General features: G+C 32.5%; 19 protein-coding genes. 13 read left to right on the top strand and 6 right to left on the bottom strand.

Annotated features, from left to right (window positions below; all coding sequences use genetic code 11):
• The first annotated feature begins 140 nt into the window (after nt 1-140).
• The 8 genes from IMCC3317_RS15970 (at nt 141) to IMCC3317_RS16005 (ending at nt 6,902) form a co-directional block, all read left to right on the top strand.
• Nucleotides 141-1,298: a beta-ketoacyl synthase N-terminal-like domain-containing protein gene (locus IMCC3317_RS15970; protein WP_170293881.1), complete on the top strand. Its 1,158-nt coding sequence runs from the start codon at nt 141-143 to the stop codon at nt 1,296-1,298.
• Nucleotides 1,299-1,341: 43 nt separating this feature from the next.
• Nucleotides 1,342-1,956, top strand: coding sequence for a hypothetical protein (locus tag IMCC3317_RS15975; RefSeq protein ID WP_160130493.1), 615 nt, complete (start codon nt 1,342-1,344; stop codon nt 1,954-1,956).
• 19 nt (nt 1,957-1,975) lie between these two features.
• Nucleotides 1,976-3,367 carry a flotillin family protein gene (locus IMCC3317_RS15980; protein ID WP_160131940.1) on the top strand — a complete coding sequence of 464 codons (1,392 nt, stop codon included), beginning with the start codon at nt 1,976-1,978 and terminating at the stop codon, nt 3,365-3,367.
• Nucleotides 3,368-3,527: 160 nt separating this feature from the next.
• Nucleotides 3,528-5,123, top strand: coding sequence for an AraC family transcriptional regulator (locus IMCC3317_RS15985; RefSeq protein ID WP_160130494.1), 1,596 nt, complete (start codon nt 3,528-3,530; stop codon nt 5,121-5,123).
• Nucleotides 5,124-5,229: 106 nt separating this feature from the next.
• Complete coding sequence (locus IMCC3317_RS15990; protein WP_160130495.1) at nt 5,230-5,382, top strand: class I lanthipeptide; 153 nt, start codon at nt 5,230-5,232, stop codon at nt 5,380-5,382.
• A 372-nt stretch (nt 5,383-5,754) separates the two neighbouring features.
• Nucleotides 5,755-5,907 carry a hypothetical protein gene (locus tag IMCC3317_RS15995; RefSeq protein ID WP_160130496.1) on the top strand — a complete coding sequence of 51 codons (153 nt, stop codon included), beginning with the start codon at nt 5,755-5,757 and terminating at the stop codon, nt 5,905-5,907.
• Nucleotides 5,908-5,994: 87 nt separating this feature from the next.
• Nucleotides 5,995-6,135 carry a hypothetical protein gene (locus IMCC3317_RS16000; protein ID WP_160130497.1) on the top strand — a complete coding sequence of 47 codons (141 nt, stop codon included), beginning with the start codon at nt 5,995-5,997 and terminating at the stop codon, nt 6,133-6,135.
• A 326-nt stretch (nt 6,136-6,461) separates the two neighbouring features.
• Nucleotides 6,462-6,902, top strand: a complete 441-nt coding sequence (locus IMCC3317_RS16005; protein WP_160130498.1) for a hypothetical protein — start codon at nt 6,462-6,464, stop codon at nt 6,900-6,902.
• A gap of 118 nt (nt 6,903-7,020) precedes the next feature.
• On the opposite strand, the gene IMCC3317_RS16010 is transcribed toward IMCC3317_RS16005, so the two are convergent.
• Both IMCC3317_RS16010 and IMCC3317_RS16015 read right to left on the bottom strand, forming a co-directional pair.
• Nucleotides 7,021-7,821, bottom strand: coding sequence for a GLPGLI family protein (locus tag IMCC3317_RS16010; protein WP_160130499.1), 801 nt, complete (start codon nt 7,819-7,821; stop codon nt 7,021-7,023).
• A gap of 16 nt (nt 7,822-7,837) precedes the next feature.
• Entirely contained in the window at nt 7,838-10,369 is a 2,532-nt protein-coding gene (locus IMCC3317_RS16015; RefSeq protein WP_160130500.1) for a peptidase associated/transthyretin-like domain-containing protein, read from the bottom strand.
• Between the two features lie 48 nt (nt 10,370-10,417).
• On the opposite strand from IMCC3317_RS16015, the gene IMCC3317_RS16020 reads away from it, so the two are divergent.
• The 4 genes from IMCC3317_RS16020 to IMCC3317_RS16030 all read left to right on the top strand — a co-directional run bounded on the left by IMCC3317_RS16020 (nt 10,418) and on the right by IMCC3317_RS16030 (nt 13,069).
• Nucleotides 10,418-10,696: a hypothetical protein gene (locus IMCC3317_RS16020; protein ID WP_160130501.1), complete on the top strand. Its 279-nt coding sequence runs from the start codon at nt 10,418-10,420 to the stop codon at nt 10,694-10,696.
• Nucleotides 10,697-10,818: 122 nt separating this feature from the next.
• Complete coding sequence (locus IMCC3317_RS23800; RefSeq protein ID WP_262887049.1) at nt 10,819-10,950, top strand: hypothetical protein; 132 nt, start codon at nt 10,819-10,821, stop codon at nt 10,948-10,950.
• A gap of 28 nt (nt 10,951-10,978) precedes the next feature.
• Nucleotides 10,979-12,085, top strand: a complete 1,107-nt coding sequence (gene bioB, locus IMCC3317_RS16025; protein ID WP_160130502.1) for a biotin synthase BioB — start codon at nt 10,979-10,981, stop codon at nt 12,083-12,085.
• 114 nt (nt 12,086-12,199) lie between these two features.
• Complete coding sequence (locus tag IMCC3317_RS16030) at nt 12,200-13,069, top strand: cupin-like domain-containing protein (protein ID WP_160130503.1); 870 nt, start codon at nt 12,200-12,202, stop codon at nt 13,067-13,069.
• A 223-nt stretch (nt 13,070-13,292) separates the two neighbouring features.
• Here IMCC3317_RS16030 and IMCC3317_RS16035 read toward each other — a convergent pair whose 3' ends face one another.
• The gene (locus tag IMCC3317_RS16035) at nt 13,293-13,763 is read right to left on the bottom strand and encodes a regulatory protein RecX (protein ID WP_160130504.1); all 471 of its coding nucleotides are present in this window, start codon (nt 13,761-13,763) and stop codon (nt 13,293-13,295) included.
• Nucleotides 13,764-13,890: 127 nt separating this feature from the next.
• On the opposite strand from IMCC3317_RS16035, the gene IMCC3317_RS16040 reads away from it, so the two are divergent.
• Complete coding sequence (locus IMCC3317_RS16040; protein WP_160130505.1) at nt 13,891-18,432, top strand: lamin tail domain-containing protein; 4,542 nt, start codon at nt 13,891-13,893, stop codon at nt 18,430-18,432.
• Between the two features lie 335 nt (nt 18,433-18,767).
• Here IMCC3317_RS16040 and IMCC3317_RS16045 read toward each other — a convergent pair whose 3' ends face one another.
• The 3 genes from IMCC3317_RS16045 to IMCC3317_RS16055 form a co-directional block, all read right to left on the bottom strand.
• Nucleotides 18,768-19,733, bottom strand: a complete 966-nt coding sequence (locus IMCC3317_RS16045; RefSeq protein WP_160130506.1) for a hypothetical protein — start codon at nt 19,731-19,733, stop codon at nt 18,768-18,770.
• Between the two features lie 154 nt (nt 19,734-19,887).
• On the bottom strand, nt 19,888-20,664 hold the full coding sequence (locus tag IMCC3317_RS16050; protein WP_160130507.1) for an ATP-grasp domain-containing protein: 777 nt from the start codon (nt 20,662-20,664) through the stop codon (nt 19,888-19,890).
• A 15-nt stretch (nt 20,665-20,679) separates the two neighbouring features.
• Nucleotides 20,680-21,177, bottom strand: a complete 498-nt coding sequence (locus IMCC3317_RS16055) for a hypothetical protein (protein ID WP_160130508.1) — start codon at nt 21,175-21,177, stop codon at nt 20,680-20,682.
• Nucleotides 21,178-21,209: the final 32 nt, after the last annotated feature.

Here is a 21,209-nt window from a genome sequence, read left to right on the forward strand (position 1 = left end):
AAAGCGTAGCGATCTTACATCATTTACCGGACAATAAAAGTCCAATATACAGAATTTCATTCAAAAACAAACTACCCTACAAATGTTAGCAAATCATCACATTTCTTACGATATTAGCATTCTCAATTTATGTCAATATGATGCATGACTGTATTTCTATAACTGGCTTGGGTTCTATATCTCCATTAGGAAGTACGCAAGCAGAAATTTGGGAACACTACACAAAAGATTCACATTGTTTTCAAGCGGAAACAATCAATAATAAAAGTATGTATACAGCACCGCTTTCTATAGCTGCAGCAGCGGAAATTCAAACCTTAAAAAACTCAAACTCCAAATATAAAAACCTAGACAATAGTGTTTTATATGCAATAGTAGCTTCGCGAATAGCAATCAAAAACGCAGGCTGGACTCCTGAAAATAATTTCGGAATCAATATTGGTTCTTCCAGAGGTGCCACAACATTATTTGAAAAATATCATAAAGATTTTTTAAAAAATCAACATGCAGAAACCTTAAGTTCGCCAACAACTACGTTGGGAAATATTTCATCTTGGGTTGCACACGATTTGCAAACAAACGGTCCGCAAATATCACATTCAATTACGTGTTCTACAGCTTTACACGCACTCTTAAACGGAATTGCTTGGATTACTGCTGGAATGGCAGAAAAATTCATTGTTGGCGGAAGCGAAGCGCCATTAACACCATTTACCATTGCGCAAATGGAAGCATTACATATTTACGCAAAAAAAGAAGCGGAATTTCCATGTTTGTCTTTAGACTTAACAAAAAAGCGAAACACCATGATTTTGGGTGAAGGCGCGGCAGTAATTTGTTTGGAAAAAGGCGAGAAAAAGAATGCATTGGCAAAAATAAGAGGAATTGGATATGCTACTGAAATTCTAAAACACAACACTTCGATTTCTGCGGAAGGTATCTGTTTTGAAAAATCGATGCGGATGGCTTTGGGAGAAAATAATTTGGATGAAATTGACGCTATTGTGCTTCACGCGCCAGGAACTATAAAAGGTGATTTAGCAGAATATGAAGCAATAAAAAAAATATTTTGTAACAAAATGCCTGGACTTACTACGAATAAGTGGAAGATTGGTCACTCATTTGGAGCTTCAGGAATGCTAAGTGTCGAATTAGCAATTGCAATGATACAACACCAACAATTCGTTTCAATTCCGTATCTTAACGATGAAAATAAACCGAAAAAATTACACAAAATTTTAGTCAATTCGGTTGGATTTGGAGGAAATGCAGTTTCAGTTTTACTTACGAAGGACTAATCATTCAAAACATTAATACATTAACAAACTAAAATCGCACACTATGGGAGAATGGTTTTCAACATTAACATTTTTTGAACAATCGTATTGGGTTATTGCAGGAATTTCGTCCATCATCTTCATATTTGTATTAATCTCAACATTCTTAATTGGTGATACAGATGGAGTTGACGGCGATGTAGATGCCGACATAGAAAGCGACACCGGAATTGGATTTCAATTTTTCACTTTCAAAAACTTAGTAGCGTTTTTCACCATTTTCAGTTGGGCAGGAATTACGTGTATAGAAGCTGGTTACGGAAAAACTATTACCATATTAGTTTCTAGTGTTTCAGGACTAATGATGATGCTTTTCATGGCATCTTTAATCCATTACATCAACAAATTAGTAAGTAGTGGCACATTAAAACTAGAAAATGCTATCGGAAATGTTGGAGAAGTGTATCTCACCATCGGAGGCAATCGTTCTAAAATAGGAAAAGTACATGTCAACATTCAAGGTGCTTTACGCGAATTAGATGCGCTTGCTGACAGTGAAGAAACTTTAAAAACAGGAACTGTAATCAAAGTTACAGAAATAACAGGAACAGGAATATTAATCGTACAACCAATAAACAAAAATAAACATGACAACAAACCTCTTATTGCAAACCACTAATGAAAATCCACTAGGCGATATGTCTGGGCTCGTCTTAATTGTATTTATCATCTTATTTATTTTTCTGGTACTCATCGTATTTATTCGTAGATACAAACGTTGTCCTTCGGATAGAATTTTAGTAGTCTATGGAAAAGTTGGTGGCGGCGAATCTGCCAAATGTATTCACGGTGGCGCGGCGTTCATTATTCCAGTAATTCAAGATTATGAATTTTTAGATTTAACGCCAATTTCCATAGAAGTAAACTTAGTAAATGCTTTAAGTAAGCAAAATATTCGTGTAAACGTACCTTCTAGATTTACCATTGGAATTTCTACAGAGCCAGGCATCATGCAAAATGCGGCAGAACGTTTGTTAGGATTAGGACAAAACGAAATTCAAGAATTGGCACAGGAAATCATTTTTGGTCAATTACGTTTAGTAGTTGCATCGATGGATATTGAAGAAATAAATAATGACCGAGATAAATTTTTAACCAATATTTCACAAAGTGTTGAAACCGAATTAAAGAAAGTAGGTTTAAAACTGATCAACGTAAATATTACAGATATTGTTGACGAATCAGGATATATTGAAGCACTTGGTAAAGAAGCGGCTGCACACGCAATTAACGCAGCTCGTAAATCAGTTGCAGAGAAAAACAGAGATGGTTCTATTGGTGAAGCAAACGCAGTTCAAGATGAGCGTACGCAAGTAGCCGCAGCAAATGCACAAGCTGTAGAAGGAGAAAATACCGCAAAAATTGCAGTTGCAAACTCAGATTCTTTACGTAGACAACGTGAAGCAGAAGCAGAACGCGTAGCAATTGCATCTGAAAAAGTACAAACGGCGAAAGCCTTAGAAGAATCATACGCAGCAGAACGCGAAGCAGAAGTTGCAAGAGCAGAAAGAGAACGTTCTTCTCAAATGGCAGATATTATCGTTCCGGCCGAAATTGACAAAAAGAAAGTCGAAATTGACGCTGAAGCAGAAGCAGAACGCATTCGTAGAAGAGCAAAAGGTGAAGCAGATGCAATCTTATTTAAAGCGCAAGCAGAAGCACAAGGTTTATACGAAGTTTTAACGAAGCAAGCACAAGGTTTAGAACAAATAGTAAAAGCTGCTGGAAACAGTCCAAAAGACGCGGTATTATTATTAATTGCTGACAAATTACCAGAATTAGTAAAAACACAAGCGGAAGCAATTAAAAATATTAAAATTGACAAAGTAACTGTTTGGGAAAACGGCGGCGGCGGAAAAGATGGAAAAACATCAACGTCAAACTTTATCTCAGGAATGTACAAAGCAGTTCCACCTTTACAGGAAATGTTTAACATGGCAGGAATGGACTTGCCAGAATATTTAAAAGGAAAAGATAAAACTACCGAAGCAATTACTCCTGAAATAACAAGTTCAGACGATACTGAATAAAATAAACACATGTATACAAGATAAAAATCCGCCTTTGTGCGGATTTTTTATTTGCTTTAATCCTCGATTGGTATTAGTATCTTTACAAAACAACGAAAGTTGAATCCTCTTTTTCTAATGTATGATATATAAAAAACTATTACTAAAGCGTATTTTTTTATTGGGAATTCTTTTTTTTCTAATACACACGCTTTCCTATTCGCAACAAAAATTAGTGCTAACCATTAATTTTCAAGACACTAAAAATACAACGTTACAGCAACATATAGACATTGGTAGTGAATTACAAAAAAATGAAAATTACATAAAGAGTATCTCTTACTTTTTAAAAGCTATTAAGCTTGCAACAGCGACAAAAAACAATGAGCTCTTATTCAAATCATACATGAAACTTGGCAATTCATATATGTATAGTTGGAAAAATGAAAAAGCGATTGAAGCATATTTTAATGCGCTAACAATTGCCAAAAAGAATAAAAGTATAGATCAGGAATTGATTGCATATTCTGGGTTAATAGCGCTTCTTCCCTTAATAAATAAAGAAGATAAAGCCATCGATTTTTCTTTGTATGCACTAAGTTTACTTGATAAAGCTTCTTTCAGAAATAAAGAAAATCATGTCAGAATATTGACAACTATTTGTGATGCGTATTTGGCTCAAGGGAATTATACTGAAATGTTTGTGCATGTAGAAAAAGGAATTGCATTGGCAGAAAAACTAAATTATAAAGAAGGACTTGTTGATTTATACATTAAAAAAGGAAAATATTTTAGACATGAAAATAAATGGGAACAGGCATTTGAGTGTTTATTCAAAGCAGAAAAAATTCTAAAAGAAAATAATATAGCAAATGCTTTTTTTCCTAAAGTAAACACGAATTATGCGATAGCACTTTGTTTTTATGATCTCAAAAAATATGATGATGCAATTGAATATTTGCTGAATTCAATTGCTTTTATAAAAGAAAAAGATTTAGAAAAAGACAATGTAATACATACGTATAATTTACTTGCAAAATGTTATTCTGAAAAAGAAAACTACAAAGAAGCAATTACATTATTAAACAAAGTAATAGACCTAAAAAATACGGCAAGACGCAATAAAGATATTGCAGCAAACAAATTTCATGAGCAGGATAGTGAAACCTTTTTACTTCAAATTGTTGCATTGCGAAATCAAGAAAAAGCAGCCAAGCAAACAATGAATTATATGTTTTGGGGAATTATAATAGCTACTTCCGCTTTTTTTCTGACGTTAATTTTATACATTAAAAAGCAAAAAACGAATCAGGCAACTTTTAAAACGCTTCTCGAAAAAATTTCGACTTTAGAAGAAAATGAAAAAGAAATATTCCCAAAAAAACCTAAAAATGAATTGAAAAATATTCCTGTTGATGATGCAACTGTGAAAGCAATTATTGGACGATTAAACAAATTAGAAACTCAGGAATATTTTTTAAATCCAAACTGTAGTTTACAATCTATTGCCAAAAAAACAAAAACAAATGTTACGTATTTATCGCAGATAATTAACAACTACAAAGGCAAAAGTTTTACGGATTATATCAATGATTTAAGAATTGAATATGTTTTGAAAAGACTAAAGAATGATAAAAAATTCAGATCATTTTCAATAAAAGGAATTGCAACGGAACTTGGCTACAAAAGCGATGATTCTTTTGTGAAGCATTTCAAAAAGAAAACTGAATTAAACCCATCGTATTACATAAAAGAATTGAACAAGATAAAAATTTAAAATGTTTAAAATTGTACCCTATTTTAAATAAAATCGGGTATTATAATTTCGCTAATTTTTAGTAAGAACATATATTTAGGATCTGATAATAAAAACTCTTTCAATTATGAAAAAACAAGTAACAAAAATTAGTTTCAACAAAACAACAATAGCAGCAGTAAACTCAGAAACTATCGGACAAATTAAAGGTGGAACAAGTATTCCAACAGATTTTGATGATTATACTTTTCTAAGAGATTGTCCATCTATTTCTAAATGATAATTATTGCACTTATGTAGGTTTCAAGTCTTGTGTTTTTCGCAAGGCTTTTTTTATGCCCTATTTTATTTAATCTCGCGCTATAACTCTTTTTTATAAATTTTAAATGATTGATATTCGTATTCAAATTTAATACCAAATAGTAGTTAAAATGGTTGATAAAAAATTGAATTATATTTTTTTTAGATGAAATAGAAAATATAATCATAGCATTGTTACGGTTCTATTTTATATTAAAATATAAAGGAAATAGAAACGATTTTAAACTATCATTTTAAAATTTATTTGGTATAGGCATTGCTAGCATGTTTATATTCATAGGGGAAACCGAAAACCTTTAATAGAGTAGGTTACGTTTTAACAATTGACACAATGAAAAAATCATTTAAAAGTTTACAACTAAAAAAAGAAGTAGTCACTAATTTTGATATCAAAGAAGTGAAAGGTGGAGGAACTGACCCAACTGACATTATGTGCAATAGCGTACCAAGACATTTAGGCGGATTAGGATGTCATCTGAAATAATTTTTTAGTTAATTCCGCGGAAAAAATTAATTATAGTTTGCGAGATATTTTTCTCCAAACATTTACAAAACTAAAACAATTAAGACAATGAAAAAATCATTTAAAAGCTTACAATTAAAAAAACAAGTAATCACTTCTTTTGATATTAAAAAAGTGAAAGGTGGAGTAACTCTTATGTGTAATACTGTGCCAAGACATTTAGGTGGAATAGGATGTCATCTGTTCTAGATCTTATTTAATAATATAATTCCTCGGAAATATTAATTTTCGGGGAATTCTAATTTTGTTTTATCATAATAGTAAAAAATTAAAAGCATAATCTAAATATGCTTCTCTTCATTAAAAGCACAATTTCTATCTTCCGATTAAATAGTTATATTTACAATAAATCATTCGTATGAAATTATTGTTGAGTTCTCTAAATCTTCTATTCTTCAGCGTTACTTCTATAATTTCCGCACAACAAGAAGCAGCTAATTACAGTACTATAAAACTATTTACAAACTTTATCAATGAATAATAACAAAATAGTATTCAAAAGAAAAGTTCCAGTCATGAGATACGTTTTTGGCGTTGCTTTTTTCTTTTTAGGAGCACTTTGGCTAATCTCAGGAAGTTTATTTGGAATGATTTTATCTGGAATGTCTATCTTTTTCTTTCATAAAGATGGATCTGAAATTGACTTAGAAATCAACAAATACCGAACCTTTACAGAAGTATTTGGGCTTCGTTTTGGAAAATGGGAAGAGTTACCCGAAATAGAATATATTTCTGTATTTAGCACAACAGAGTCAACAATAGTACGATCAATGAGCGCGGAAGCTACCATAAAAAATGATATCATAGTGCTCAATTTATTTTACAACGGAAACCACCGCATTAAAGCCTATTCCACAACAAACAAAGAAGACGCGTTCAAAATAGCAACTCAAATTGCAGGAATATTAAAAATTGATATTTTAGACGCAACAGAAGCAGAATCTAAATGGTTGTAAAATAATTTTCTTTTTTTATTTGCTTCAATTGTGAGTCACTATGTTTATGAAATACGGAAAGTGAACCCTTTTTTCTAATTTATGATATATAAAAAACTGTTTTGAATATTCGTGTTTTTTATTGATTAAAGATCTCAAGAAAGTTATCTCTTTCGTTATAAGGGTTTACTCGAACTCCGTATCGTTTTGCAGTAATTTTCAAGTGATTATCAACTCTCTTGATCTCATTTTTTTGTTTCAACATATATTCTTTCATAGAAATGAATTTCTCTTTCTTTGGTAAGAGTTTATTTTGATTTGTAGGCACGGTAACTTTTTCTTCAGGATATTTTATTTTTTTAAATTTTATAATAAAAAAGTTATCATCTGATTTCGCTTCTAAAATGATTCCAGGTAATCCCTGTAATTTCCATGGTCCGTATGACAATGGAATTTCTTCCGTATACCAGCAAATATATTTTCTACCTCTAAATAAAGTGGTTGCTTTTTTACAATTGAATTTACCTATCATTTTGGTATCAGTTGTAAATTTCCATGTTAAATTTGGTCTTTTTTCTTTTCCATAAATTGTTTTAGAGGCTAGTGTAAATGCATTTGTAAAATACATCGTGTCTTGTAATTTATCTAAAAAGACTTCTAAACCATTTTTTCTAGTTTTACTTATTTCATCAAAATCTGCTACTTCAACAAATTCCTCTTCTCCATTATATTTAGCAACCTTAACACCTTTTGATAATCCTAGAGAATCCTTTGCTGTTACAAAATAGGATTTACTTTGATTGAAGACTAAATACGCATTGTAACTTTCGCTATAATGGTTATCTATATGGTCAAAGTAAATAATGCCAGTTTGAGAACTTTGCGCTTGCACATAATTGAAAAGGGGAATTAATAGAAATAAAAGAAAATATCTTTTCATGATATAAGGTTTAATGTTAAAATATATATTTTACACTAGCAAACGTATAAAGCGGCACTAATGGAATTGTTGTCACTGAGGTGAAAAATGAATTTCGATTTTGATATGAAAATTCGTCTTCATTCAACACATTGTTCATTCGTAAGTTATATGAGAATTTTTTATTCTCAGGAACGTAATCTAAAGACACATTAAATATGTTATAGATGTTTTCATTTAGCTCGTAAATTCCACCATTTACTTTCAAAGCCAATGCTTTTGTAAAATCCCAATTAAGCTCCAAAATCAAATTTCGTGTATCAAAAGTTGATTTAGTATCATTGAACGTTTGAACATTTTTATTGTACTCAAATTTCGCATTGAAATTCAATGAGGAAGAAAAATAGGAAGTAATCTCAAAACTATACAATCCAAAGTATAATTCATTTAATTCTGTACCTTCATTTACTAATGGTGTGTATAACAAAGAGTGCGAAGTTTCTAGTTTAAAACCGAGGGAATTTACTAAAAATATAAACTGATTCTTGAACACATATTCTTCTCCATCTCTTAATATAAGAAAAGTATTGTTGAAATTTACATTATCTACTAAAGAAAATTCGTCTAATAAAGATGATTTTGTTTTTTTGTATGTAAAGGAAAACTCATTATTGAATGTGTTTTTACGATTTTTATGAATCCATTTCATTCGCAATTGATCATAATTTAGAGGTTCAAAAAGCAATCCACCTCTTCTAAATGTGTTGTTATTGGTTATATAGTAATTTAATAAAAAATTCTGATTCGACGCAAAATTTTGTCGCTGCGAAAAAGAGAGATCTAACGTTCCCCAAAATTTAAGACTTAACATTGTATTGTAATTAAACAGTACTTTATTCACGTTATTTAAGCTAAAGAAATTGGTGCTTACATGACCTTTCCATTTCACTTTCCGGGATACATTGTAAATAAAAGATGGCTTTATAATAAATTCACTTCGTGAAAAAGCAACATTATTACTGTAGAGTGTAATTACAGGATTTAATCCTATATTAAAACGTTCGTTATTGTTTTTATAATTAAGCTGTAACTTTCCTTTCAATTTTTTAGTTAGTAGAAATGTAGCATCTGTTTTAAAGTCGATAAACTTAAATTGTTTTTCTACACGTTGATTTATCGGAGAAGCACTTTGAATAACCGAACTTACATCTTGTGAATTAATTGTTGTTTTTTCATCTAAATTTGAAATTCCAAAATTCAACTCACTATTTATAATAACTCCTTTTTTGAAACGCTGTGTATACTGAAGATAATTGTAAAATGCTACTTCATTATTTTTGCTATCATCATTAGTTTCATCTGTATCAAATAAAGAGAACGAAGAAAATTTATTTGCACCAATTTTGTATTTAAGCTTATTTATAAAATAACTATTTTTTAATTCAGGATTTTTTAATTCTATTTCTCCAAAAAAGAGTGTTTTTCTATCTCTATTTCTATTTATTTCTGTAAAAGAATCTTCATCTTGAAAGAAGAAATCGGTACTTCTAAACGATTCTTGTTTTTGCTTGTCAATACCAATAAAATTAGTACTTCGTAATACTAATTTCTTGATTTTTTTATTGATTAAAAACGTATTCCCAAAAGCATCAGTGAAGTTCGTAACTTCATTAGGCAATGCGACGTCAATACTTTTCAAATTATAGATGGCAGCATTACTTTTTTCATATTCACTTTCCCCAAAAAAAACAGGAATTGATTCATCGCCTAATGAAGAAAATTTTTGTGCATTTAGGAACTTTATTTTTTTTCTTAACAACCCAATGTTGCTACTTGTTTTTAATTCATCATCATTTCCCAGACCGTTTCCATAACCTAACGATACGTTTCCAAACCAAACACTTTTAAATTCTTCTTTAATCTTTAAATTCAGCGCAATCTTATCCGATTTTCTGCTTTTTTTTAAGACGGTATTCTCTTCAAAATTTTTTAAAACCTGAATATCCTCTAAAACTTCTGATCGTAAGTTTTTTGAAATAAAAGTATATTGATCGTCTGCTAAATCATCACCATCAATCAATATCTTTTCAATCTCTTTATTCCAATACCTTATTCTACCATCTTTATCAATACTAATACCTGGAATCTTTTTCAATGAACTTTCAATACTTTCTGTTTTCTTTAAATTATATTTTCTTATATCAAGATTCAAGGTATCCTTTGCATAATTAGATGATGTAATAACAACTTCATCTAGTACTTCAACTTTTGGATTGAGTGTTAATATGATATCTTTGGTTGTGTCAATTTCAACTTCTTTTTCTTCAAAAAACAAAGATGATGCTTTAATATATACTGCTGAATTTACATCTTTTAAAGTAAAATTAAACTTTCCTTCACTATCTGAGTATTGATAAGCCAACATATTTTTATTCTTTGATAGTACAGTTACAAGAATATTTGGTAAAGGCTCACCATTGTTGTTTTTAACTACACCATTTATTGCAACTTCCTGATTTATAAAAGGAAAAAACAATAATATAGATAGTAAAAAACTTGTTAAACTCATTTTTTTATTGTAAATATGCTATATAATTAACCATTAAACAAATATTTTATGAAAAAAGTTATGTATTTATTCGTAATTTTCATGTTTTCTGCATTCCTATTAAATGCAGCAAATGTGGAAGAGAAAAAAGAAGAGGTTAATGCTTTAAAAATCGTTAAGATTGAAAAAGTAAGTGAAGTAATTAAAGATGGTATAGTTTATGCCACTTACACTGGAAGATGCTTAGACGGCACAACTTTTACTTTCGAAGCCGACAATAGAGATGAAGGACAAGCTTATGTAAATGGCTATTGTAGAGGTTTAAGAGATGCAGAAACTACTGAATAATAGTATTTGTATTTAGCTGACATACTACAATTTCATAACCCACAATAAATTTTGTGGGTTTTTTTATGCCAATACTCAATTTTCTAAAAAATCCGATTGGATTCTAACAAGAATGTTTATCAGTGTGCAAAAATATTCCATCCGTAATATTCTACTTCCTTAAAGAAGACGCGTTCAAAGTTGCGAAACAAATTGCAGGAATATTAAAAATTGATATTTTAGACGCAACAGAAGCAGAATCTAAATGGATATAACTATTTTTGTCATCAAATACATCTTTTTATGAACAACATTCGACACAATTGGACTAAAGAAGAAATCATTGCAATTTACAACAAACCAATGATGGAATTGCTATATGAAGCAGCTACTGTACACAGATTACACCACGATCCAAACACAGTGCAAGTGTCTACATTACTCTCTATAAAAACGGGCGGCTGTCCAGAAGATTGCGGATATTGTCCACAAGCAGCACGCTATCACACAGATATTGAAGGAAACGATTTAATGACGGTTTCGCAAGTAAAAGCACAAGCATTGCGCGCAAAATCCTCTGGAAGTTCTAGAGTTTGTATGGGCGCAGCTTGGAGAAACGTAAAAGACGGACCAGAATTTGACCAAGTATTAGAAATGGTACGTACGATCAATAAACTAGACATGGAAGTTTGTTGTACGTTAGGAATGGTAACAGAAAATCAAGCACAACGTTTGGCAGAAGCCGGACTCTACGCTTACAATCATAATTTAGATTCTTCGGAAGAATATTACAAAGAAGTAATTTCTACACGTGGCTATGAAGATCGTTTGGAAACCATTGACAATGTTCGTAAAACAAACGTAACAGTTTGTAGTGGCGGAATTATTGGAATGGGCGAATCGGTAGCCGATAGAGCAGGAATGTTAGTTGCATTATCAACGCTAGATCCGCAACCAGAATCTACACCAATTAACGCTTTAGTTCCCGTTGACGGAACACCATTAGAAAAAGAGGAACCTGTAGAAATTTGGGATATGATCCGAATGGTAGCAACTACCAGAATTGTAATGCCGGAAACGCAAGTACGCTTATCAGCAGGAAGAACAAACATGAGTAGAGAAGGACAAGCAATGTGTTTCTTTGCAGGTGCAAACTCTATCTTTGCAGGCGACAAATTACTAACAACGCCAAATCCTGATGTTAATGAAGACATGAAAATGTTTGAAAAATTAGGATTAAATCCTCAAAAACCGTTTACCAAAAAGACGCAACCACAAACTGTAGAAGCGGCAAATTCAGAATATCAAGCGTTGGGCGAAAAGCCAAAATGGTCTCGACCAGATCATAAAATTGATAGAAATGAAGAAGCAAAAGAAAAAATGAAAGCGGCAGTATTAGAGAAAAAATAGTAATAATTACCAAAATATTAACACAAAAGAGCTTAGAAATAGGCTCTTTTTTTATGTTCAAAATACCTAATTTCATAACAATTTAGTAAATTAGCTACATAAAACGTTAGAATATTGAAATTGAATCTGCAACAAATTCCAAGGGTTAAAACAATTACCAAAAAGGACTTCATTAAAAATTACTATAAGCCACAAAAACCTGTAGTTATAGAAAATTTTATTGAAGATTGGCCTGCGTATAAAAAATGGAGTTTAGACTACATGAAAGAAATTGCAGGCGATAAAGTAGTTCCCTTGTATGACGACAGACCTGTAGATTACAAAGATGGTTTCAACGAGCCACACGCAAAAATGAAAATGGCTGAATATGTAGATTTACTAAAAAGAGAACCTACAAAATATCGCATCTTTCTTTGGAATATTTTTAGAGAAGTCCCATCATTACAAAACGATTATTGGTTGCCAAATTTTGGTCTAAGATTACTCAAATCAATGCCAATGATGTTCTTTGGAGGAACCAATTCGCATACATTTATGCATTATGACATTGATTTCTCAAACATCTTCCACTTTCACTTTGAAGGAAAAAAGGAATGTATTCTATTCGATCAAAAACAAAACGACTTTCTATACAAAATTCCACACTCATTAATCGTTCGTGAAGACATTGATTTTTCCAATCCTGACTTTGAAAAATGGCCAGTTTTGCAAAAAGCAAAAGGATATAGTACAGAATTAGAACATGGAAATGTGCTCTATATGCCAGAAGGTTATTGGCATTACATGAAATACATAACACCAGGTTTTTCAATGAGTTTGCGTGCCATTACTAAAAATCCAAAAAACGTAGCGAAAGCATTATATAACTTTATCGTAATGAGACAATACGACAACATCATGCGAAGAATAAAAGGTCAAAAATGGATTGATTGGAAAAATGAGGAAGCAATCACAAGAACCCATAAAAAGAATGGGATTTTATAACTATTTCCCAAATTAAAATTACTCGTAACGGATTCTTTTCCGAAGTGTAGCAGGCATTTTTCGTTAAGAATTTTTGAAGCCTTGGAAAAAATTTAGAAAAATGATTGCGGTTTTAGCTTTCCGGAGAGAAAGCTAAAAACACCTATGGAAAAGAGCACTTTCTTTTGTTTCTTTTCTTTGTGCGAGCAAAGACAAAGAAAATAGAATTCAAATTTATATATAATCATTTCACCAACTCATTAATCTTCTCATACACCAAATGCGATTCCCAACCTCTATAAAATAAATAATCTGCTATTTTCTTTTTCCGTTTATACGGATTTTTCTCTTTTACAGCCGCATCACGTTTTCTAGCGAGTTCGTCCAAAGTATTGATATAATCAGAATCTTCAATCTCTTTCAGTGCAGTATCAATATTATACTTAGAAACCTGTCTAAACTTCAATTCTCTAACAATTCGTACACGACCCCATTTTTTAATTCGAAATTTACCTCTCGCAAAACTTTGGGCAAAACGTTCTTCATTCAGAAAATTATCTTCAATCAATTCAGAAACGATTACAGCAATCGCTTCAGGAATCATGTTCATTTGTCGCAACTTTTCGTTTACTTCTTTATGACATCGATCTTGATATACGCAGTACTGTTGTAGCTTTAATTTGGCTTCTTTAAGAGAGTACGATTTTCTTTCCATATGAATTTTACAAAAGAATGACTATTTATTCATAAAAACAAACTTTACAAGTTAGATAGTTGCTATATTTTTTATTACATTTGTAGCCCTATAAGAATTTAACCGTATGAAAAAAATTACAACCCCCATGTTATTTTTTCTGATTTGTTTTGTTGGAAACAGTCAAACAATAATTGATTTTGAAACTTTAAATAGCGGATATACTCCATCTGCTACTTCTGGCACAGGATTTACAGATGTATTTAACCGCACAAATGCTGATTTGCCAGGCACAACTTCCGAGACAGGATTTTATTGGGCAGTAGAAGATAATCCACTAATCAATCCTACAATTGATTTAACCCAAATTAGCATTGCAGGAGCTACCGATTTTACATTTTCTCTAGATATGCTAGCGCATCATTATAATGATTGGGATTTATTAGACGAAGTTTTAATTACCTATTCTGTTGATGGTGGAGGATATCAAAACCTTATGTGGGTTCAAAATACAGGAGCTACTTTTAATACGCCTGCATCTCTCGATACAGATTTTGATGGCAATGGCGAATGTGTAGCTATTCTGCCAGCGTTGACTCAAGGAACAGCCGACGGATGTACTGTAAACTCTTCAGATTTTCAAACTTTTGCAACAAGTGCAATTACACTTTCAAGCAATACAACACTAGACATAAGACTTCAATTCAATGGATTGACTTCTACTGACGAAGGAATTTACATTGATAACATCACGATTTCACAAACATCATCTTGTTCGGATGCTCTCGATTTTGCAAATATACAATCTCCTACAACTTCTCAAACAATTACAGTTGGCGATGCCTTTACCGTATTTGCACAAGGATACGAACCTGGTGTAACAGAAGCTGCAGGAGCTGGTACAGGCGTAGAAGCATGGATTGGTTACAATACTACAAACAATGATCCAAGTGTTGGTGCTGGTTGGACATGGATTGCAGCAACATTTAATGTGCAATCTGGAAATAATGATGAATTTAGTGCTGAAATAGGTTCAGCATTACCATCAGGAACCTATTATTACGCAAGTCGTTTCAGGCTCAATAGTTGCAACTTTACCTATGGAGGTTCTGGTGGTGTTTGGAGCAATGACTCTGTGCAACTAACGGTAAATCCGGATGTTGCAGATTTTTGCAATGTAGACTTTCCAAAAACAGCAACAATTACAGCAGGCGATACGTTCAATGTATACGCACAAGTCTACGAGCCAGGAATTACTGATGCAGTTGGACAAGGAGCAAATGTTGAAGCGTGGATTGGTTACAATACAACAGATAATGATCCAAGTGTTGGAGCTGGATGGACTTGGGTAGTTTCTACCTATGATTCAGATGCTGGAAATAACGATCAATATACTTCTGAAATTGGATCACCATTAGCCGCTGGAACTTATTATTACGCAAGTCGTTTTAGAATTAATAGTAGCGATTTTACCTATGGTGGAATTTTAGCAGATAATATGGGTGATTTTTGGGATGCGATAACCTATAATTCGGGAATCTTAACTATAAATTCACCGCCAGTATCAGACTTAGTCATTACTGAAATTATGTATAATACTTCGGGGACTGATGATGAATGGATCGAAATTTGTAACGTCTCAGGAAGCACGCAAAGCCTAAGTTTATACACCATAGATTTTAACGGTTCTACATTATATACATTTTCAGGAGGAACTACTATTGCTGACGGAACCTGTATTACAATTGCAGTTGGAAGTGACGGAGACGGAACTTTTAATCCAGGATGTAATTTCACACCAGATTATGGGCTATCAGCCAATATTAATGACACAAATAATTTATCTAATGCTGCGGGAACAATCACTTTATTTGCTGCAGATGGAACTACGGTTGCAGATGTTGTGACTTATGATGATGCGGACGGAGCTGATGGAAATGATGCTTCTTTACATGTTACAGATATCACAATGGATAATTCTGATACCGGAACCAATTGGCAGGAAGTTGCTCTTGGTGGATCGCCAGGAAGTAATTCACTAATGTCTCCATGCGCAGGCACACAAGTAGAATTTTTAGCAACAACTTCAACATTATCAGAAGGTGGAGTTACTATAGATATATGTGTAGAAATCACAAATCCAAGCGGATCAGTTGCAACAACTGTTGAGGTAGCTCTTGATGGTGGAAGTACAGCAACCAATGGAACCGATTATGATGATGGCGCAGGAACTCCAGCAGCAATTTCTTTTCCTGTAACGCTTACATTTCCAGCAGGATCATCAACGAATCAATGTGTGTCCATCTTTATTTCAAACGATGATGCAATAGCAGAACCAAGTGAAACAGTTATCCTAAACTTACAAAATGTTGCTGGCGGAACAACAGCATCTATAGCATCAAATGCAACGCACACTTTAACGATTACCGATAATGATGGCGGAGCTTCTGGAGATATTATGATTACACAATATTATGAAGGTACAGTTACAAACAAATGGGTTGAAGTAAAAAACATAAGTGGTTCTATAATTCCAGCAAACACCTATTACATTATTGTCTTAAATAATGCAGATGCAGACACTCCAACTGCGGCAGATCCGACGAGTGTGATTTCACCGTCATTTAATAATAATGTACTTATTTCAACAGACATTGCAATTGGAGAAGTTAGAAGGTACAAACATAATTCAGCAGTATTACCAGCGTATGCTTCTCCTGGAGAAGTTGGATATGACGGGAATCCTACTTTTGAATTTCCTTTAGGCGCAGCTATGTTTAGTGGCGATGATATTGTCATTATAAGTACAACAAACGATAACAATACTTGGGCAAATAGAGTAGATGTTATTGGTGATGGAGCACTTTGGGGAGATCGTAGATGTTTTGTAAGAAACTCATGTGTATCTAGCGGACCATCTACAACTTGGAATCGTGACGATTGGGTAGAATTTACAGATGCAGAAGTAGAAAACCCCGTATCAGGAACAAATCCATATCTAGGAGAACATGAACAAGGAATCACTAGTTGGAACGGTTCTGTTTGGAGTACTGGAGGACCTGATAGATCTCGTATAGTTTCCTTAGCGGGAAATTACAATACAACAACTCACGGCAATCTTATAGTTTGTTCACTAACGATTAATAGCGGCGTTACACTCACAGTTCCAAGTGCAACATATGTAGATATTCAAAACGATTTAACGGTAAACGATACAGGAATCATGAATATCAATCATGAAGGTTCACTTATTATGGTTGAAGATGCTGGAAGCGTTACACTAAACGGAACAGGAATTATTAATGTTGAAAAAACAACAACTTCGTTTGAACAATACGACTATACGTATTGGTCTTCTCCAGTAACAAGTACAACATTTGGAACTGTATTAGGCACTTGGCGTCTTGATTATACGTTCAGCTATTTAGCTGCAAATTTTGAAGACTTAGACAATGATGAGTTCGATGATAATGGTGATGTTTGGACAGTTGTTGCTGCTGCAAATTCCATAACGCCAGGAGTTGGGTATGCTGCTATGGGACCAACAGCAGGAACTTTTCCTCGAACAGAAACAGTCCTTTTTAGTGGAATTGTGAATAACGGAGTTCTCACAACACCAATTAGTTTAAGTGCTGATGCAACAGATGCTGATGATGATTGGAATTTTATTGGAAATCCATATCCTTCAGCAATTAGTGCTGACGATTTTGTAGCGTTCAACACAAATATTACTGGAACTTTATACTTTTGGACACACGTTGATGATGTTTCTATTTCAAATCCTGGGCCACATGCATTTAACTACAGCACAGATGATTACGCTATGTATAATACGGTTGGCGGCATTGGTACAAGCTCAATAAGTGGAAGTAGCGCACCAACTGGTTTTATTGCTTCGGGACAAGGATTCTTCATGGAAGCTATTACTGCCGGAACAGTTACGTTTAACAATAGTATGCGAAGTAATACATATGCGAATAATGATTTTTTTAGACCGAATACTGCTGAAAATGATCCAACTATTGAAAAAGATAGAGTTTGGCTAAATCTAACCAATCCCGATGGTGTATTCAGTGAATTATTAATTGGGTTTTTTGATGATGCAACCTTACAAAAAGACAGATTGTACGATGGTATTCGATTAAAAGGATCAAATTATGTTAGTTTTTACTCAAAAGATTCTACGAATGAATACGGAATTCAAGGACGTCCAACATTTATAGAAAGTGATATTGTTCCGTTAGGATACGACTCCACTATTTTGGGCGATTTAACGATTAGTCTTGGTGAACTTGATGGAATTTTAAACACAACTGATGTCTATCTAAAAGACTTACAATTAAACATCACACACGATATAAAACTAGCTGATTACACATTTACTACAACCGATGGCATTTTTCCAAACAGATTTCAATTGCAATTTATCAATACTACAGTATTAAATGTAGAAGATGTTATAACTGAAAATGATTTGGCAGTTTATCTGAATACGAACAACGAACTTGAAATTAAACAACGTACACGAACACAAATAAATACTGTAACGCTATATTCAATGTTAGGAAAGCAATTGGCTTCCATCAATGATATGAATCAGAAAATTTCATTACGTGAACAATCTTCAGGTGTATATATTGTAGTAATTGATACAGAAAAAGGAAAAATCACGAAGAAAATAACACGTTAATCATTTTTAAGTTTAGTTGGTATTTAACGTGAGTTTGGTATAAAATTTCAGAATATTTTTTGTCTTTTCCGCAGTATAGCAGGGATTTTTCGTTAAGAATTTTCGAATCCTTGGAGAAAATTTAGAAAAATTCATGCGGTTTTAGTTTTTCTCTAAAAGAAAAACTAAAAATACCTCTGGAAAAGCGCACTTTCTTTTGTTTCTGCTTGTCACATTGAGCGGAGTCGAAATGTTGTGCGAGCAAAGAAAACGAAAATAAAATTAAACACTTAGCACTTGTTTTAAAAATATGTTCAAAATTTTATTTGAGTAAACTTATGTCGAATTCACGTTATTTATATAGAATAATATGCTTCATCTACAGAAATCCCCATTATATGCGACATTTGAAATGCTTCATGTATGATAATTTCATCTCCTACTTCAATATTTTGATATACCATTTCGGGAGTTATAATGGATTTATAAGTAGTGATAAGTGTACACTTTTCAGATGTTCTGCCGTTGTTTGAAACTGTAGTAAAAGATTTATCAGTAACATATGTACTCGTCAATTTCTTTCTTCCTGTATCAATCGTTTTTTTATAGTTAAGATGCATTTTCAGTAGCTTGTACAATTGATATAGTAAGATTAATGGTAACGGAAATATAAACACCAAAAGTGACGCTAATCCGTAAATTGCTAGGATAATTATTGGTACGCTTAAAAACGCAATAGTTCGTACTCGCGATGTTACTTTTGACTTATAAAATTCTTTCAGATTATTTTTGTCTTCTCTTGTAAATGCTGCTTCTCTTATTTTTGAATCAGGATAACTTTCTCGGCTATATCTAGGTATATTTCTTGGTATTTCTGAAGCTGCTTGTCTTGAAGTTTCATAATGTAAAATCACATTAGATTTCGGCGCAACTTCAAAATAAACATGATCTCCAACGCTTACATTCGCGTACATGTCATATTCTATGGTGTGTTGAGTTCCATCAACAATCATATGATAATAGCGTTTTGTAGTCGTTTTTCTTCCAGAACCTCTTGATCCTGTACTTGTAGATGTACTATGTTTAATGTGGAGTCTTTTATCTTCAATAATTCCTTCAAAGCAATTTTTAATTCCATTTTTCAAATCATACACAAAAACCCAAACCATGTATCCAATAATTCCTGCAAAGATTAACCCGAAAATGCCAAACATTACTATTGGTATATAGCTAAATCCATCATCATTTGTGGTGAAATCTCGTAAGATCATCGTATAAATAAAGGTAAAAATACCGATAATAACAAAGATGAATATGGACATGAAGCCAAGCTTTTTTCGGATTTTGCTTCGATCACTTTTGGTCAATGGTTTTTGCATAATTGCTATTTCTAAGTTGAATTTATTTAAAAGTATTCTTAAATAAAAATAGGTTTTCTGTTATGAAAAAACAATACGAAGAATTGCGTATTTATTTTCAAGAAAAATAAATATGCAACGCTTTAACCAAACTATGTACGTTGAGGTTTGGATAAAATCCTGCGCTATTAATACAATTAATTTCTACGATTTTCCAACCGTAATTCGTTAAACAAATATCCATTACAAATGCTTCTGCGACTTCGTAGGTTTGAATCATCTTTTTAGCAAATTCAATTCCTTCAGGAGCAACTTCTGCTTCAAAAACAACAACATCATTAAACTTATAATAGACTGCGGCGACAATTTGTCCACCAATAATCCAAAGTCTAGCTTCTTTATAAATTTCTTTTGGAATTGATGCCTGAATCAATGATTCAGTATTCAATAAAGGTGTTTTTGGATTTTCGAGTGAATGCTGAACAAAATCATTCCATTTTAACTCGGTAAACACTTTTCCTGTAAAGATTTTAGCATCTTTATACGGTTTGATGAATTTCTGCTCGTTTGGTTTCCAAGCAATTGAATCTTCAAAATTAAAAACTTCCACATCATAATTGAGTAAATTCTCTTTATAATACTCCGCGTAGATTTTATATTGATGATTTCCACCGTAAAACGAACCTGGATTCCAATGTGTATTTTCTTTGGCAAGTCGTGCAAGTTTCACCGAACCATACACAAAAACATCTGCACGATTAGCTTTTACGGTAATTTCTTTCGTTTCCGAATTGAGCTCAATCGTTTCATACGGAATATTAAGATCGCTTAAAGCTTCGAAAATTCGATCATGATCTGGATCGGAATAAATATTGGATTGGACTAAGAATAGCATACTGTAAACCTAAAGTTATGATTTCTTTTTAAACCTTGCACAATTATATTTAGTTTCCAAAGTTTTTAATTTTTTAGAATCTTCACAATGTTTTCCATTATGCGTTGTACAGCAAAATTCTCCTTCAAACATTGCCAAAGACATATTTATAGCTTCAATCGCTGTTTTTTTATCTTCATCGGAATCGTACGTGTATGTATTTTGCATATTAGCACGTTGTTGCTCAATTTGTTGTGCCATAGTTTGAAGTGTCGCAATGTCAAAACTCATTACTAATTTTCCGTTATCACTTTCTTCAAAACGAAGATTTTCTCCGCCAATGGCAACTTCTTCTAATGCTTTTTCAAATGCAATATCTTCTGCTGTTTCAATTTCAGAATCTTCTTCACTAGAAAATTCGACTTCTTCAATTGGTACAGTTTCTTGAGTTGTTTCAACGTTGACTGTTTTTTCTTTTTTAGAATCGCAAGAACATATAAAAACGGCAACAAAAAGGAATAGTAATTTTTTCATAATAAATCGATTAGACTTGAAATATAATCGAT

The sequence above is a fragment of the Kordia antarctica genome, from assembly GCF_009901525.1.
In the GTDB taxonomy this organism is placed as follows: domain Bacteria; phylum Bacteroidota; class Bacteroidia; order Flavobacteriales; family Flavobacteriaceae; genus Kordia; species Kordia antarctica.

Coding starts and splice junctions, on each gene's coding strand:
- IMCC3317_RS15970 (WP_170293881.1), top strand. CDS start 141: ATGCATGACTGTATTTCTATAACTGGCTTGGGTTCTATATCTCCATTA.
- IMCC3317_RS15975 (WP_160130493.1), top strand. CDS start 1,342: ATGGGAGAATGGTTTTCAACATTAACATTTTTTGAACAATCGTATTGG.
- IMCC3317_RS15980 (WP_160131940.1), top strand. CDS start 1,976: ATGTCTGGGCTCGTCTTAATTGTATTTATCATCTTATTTATTTTTCTG.
- IMCC3317_RS15990 (WP_160130495.1), top strand. CDS start 5,230: ATGAAAAAACAAGTAACAAAAATTAGTTTCAACAAAACAACAATAGCA.
- IMCC3317_RS15995 (WP_160130496.1), top strand. CDS start 5,755: ATGAAAAAATCATTTAAAAGTTTACAACTAAAAAAAGAAGTAGTCACT.
- IMCC3317_RS16000 (WP_160130497.1), top strand. CDS start 5,995: ATGAAAAAATCATTTAAAAGCTTACAATTAAAAAAACAAGTAATCACT.
- IMCC3317_RS16005 (WP_160130498.1), top strand. CDS start 6,462: ATGAGATACGTTTTTGGCGTTGCTTTTTTCTTTTTAGGAGCACTTTGG.
- IMCC3317_RS16010 (WP_160130499.1), bottom strand. CDS start 7,821: ATGAAAAGATATTTTCTTTTATTTCTATTAATTCCCCTTTTCAATTAT.
- IMCC3317_RS16015 (WP_160130500.1), bottom strand. CDS start 10,369: ATGAGTTTAACAAGTTTTTTACTATCTATATTATTGTTTTTTCCTTTT.
- IMCC3317_RS16020 (WP_160130501.1), top strand. CDS start 10,418: ATGAAAAAAGTTATGTATTTATTCGTAATTTTCATGTTTTCTGCATTC.
- bioB (WP_160130502.1), top strand. CDS start 10,979: ATGAACAACATTCGACACAATTGGACTAAAGAAGAAATCATTGCAATT.
- IMCC3317_RS16035 (WP_160130504.1), bottom strand. CDS start 13,763: ATGGAAAGAAAATCGTACTCTCTTAAAGAAGCCAAATTAAAGCTACAA.
- IMCC3317_RS16040 (WP_160130505.1), top strand. CDS start 13,891: ATGTTATTTTTTCTGATTTGTTTTGTTGGAAACAGTCAAACAATAATT.
- IMCC3317_RS16045 (WP_160130506.1), bottom strand. CDS start 19,733: ATGTCCATATTCATCTTTGTTATTATCGGTATTTTTACCTTTATTTAT.
- IMCC3317_RS16050 (WP_160130507.1), bottom strand. CDS start 20,664: ATGCTATTCTTAGTCCAATCCAATATTTATTCCGATCCAGATCATGAT.
- IMCC3317_RS16055 (WP_160130508.1), bottom strand. CDS start 21,177: ATGAAAAAATTACTATTCCTTTTTGTTGCCGTTTTTATATGTTCTTGC.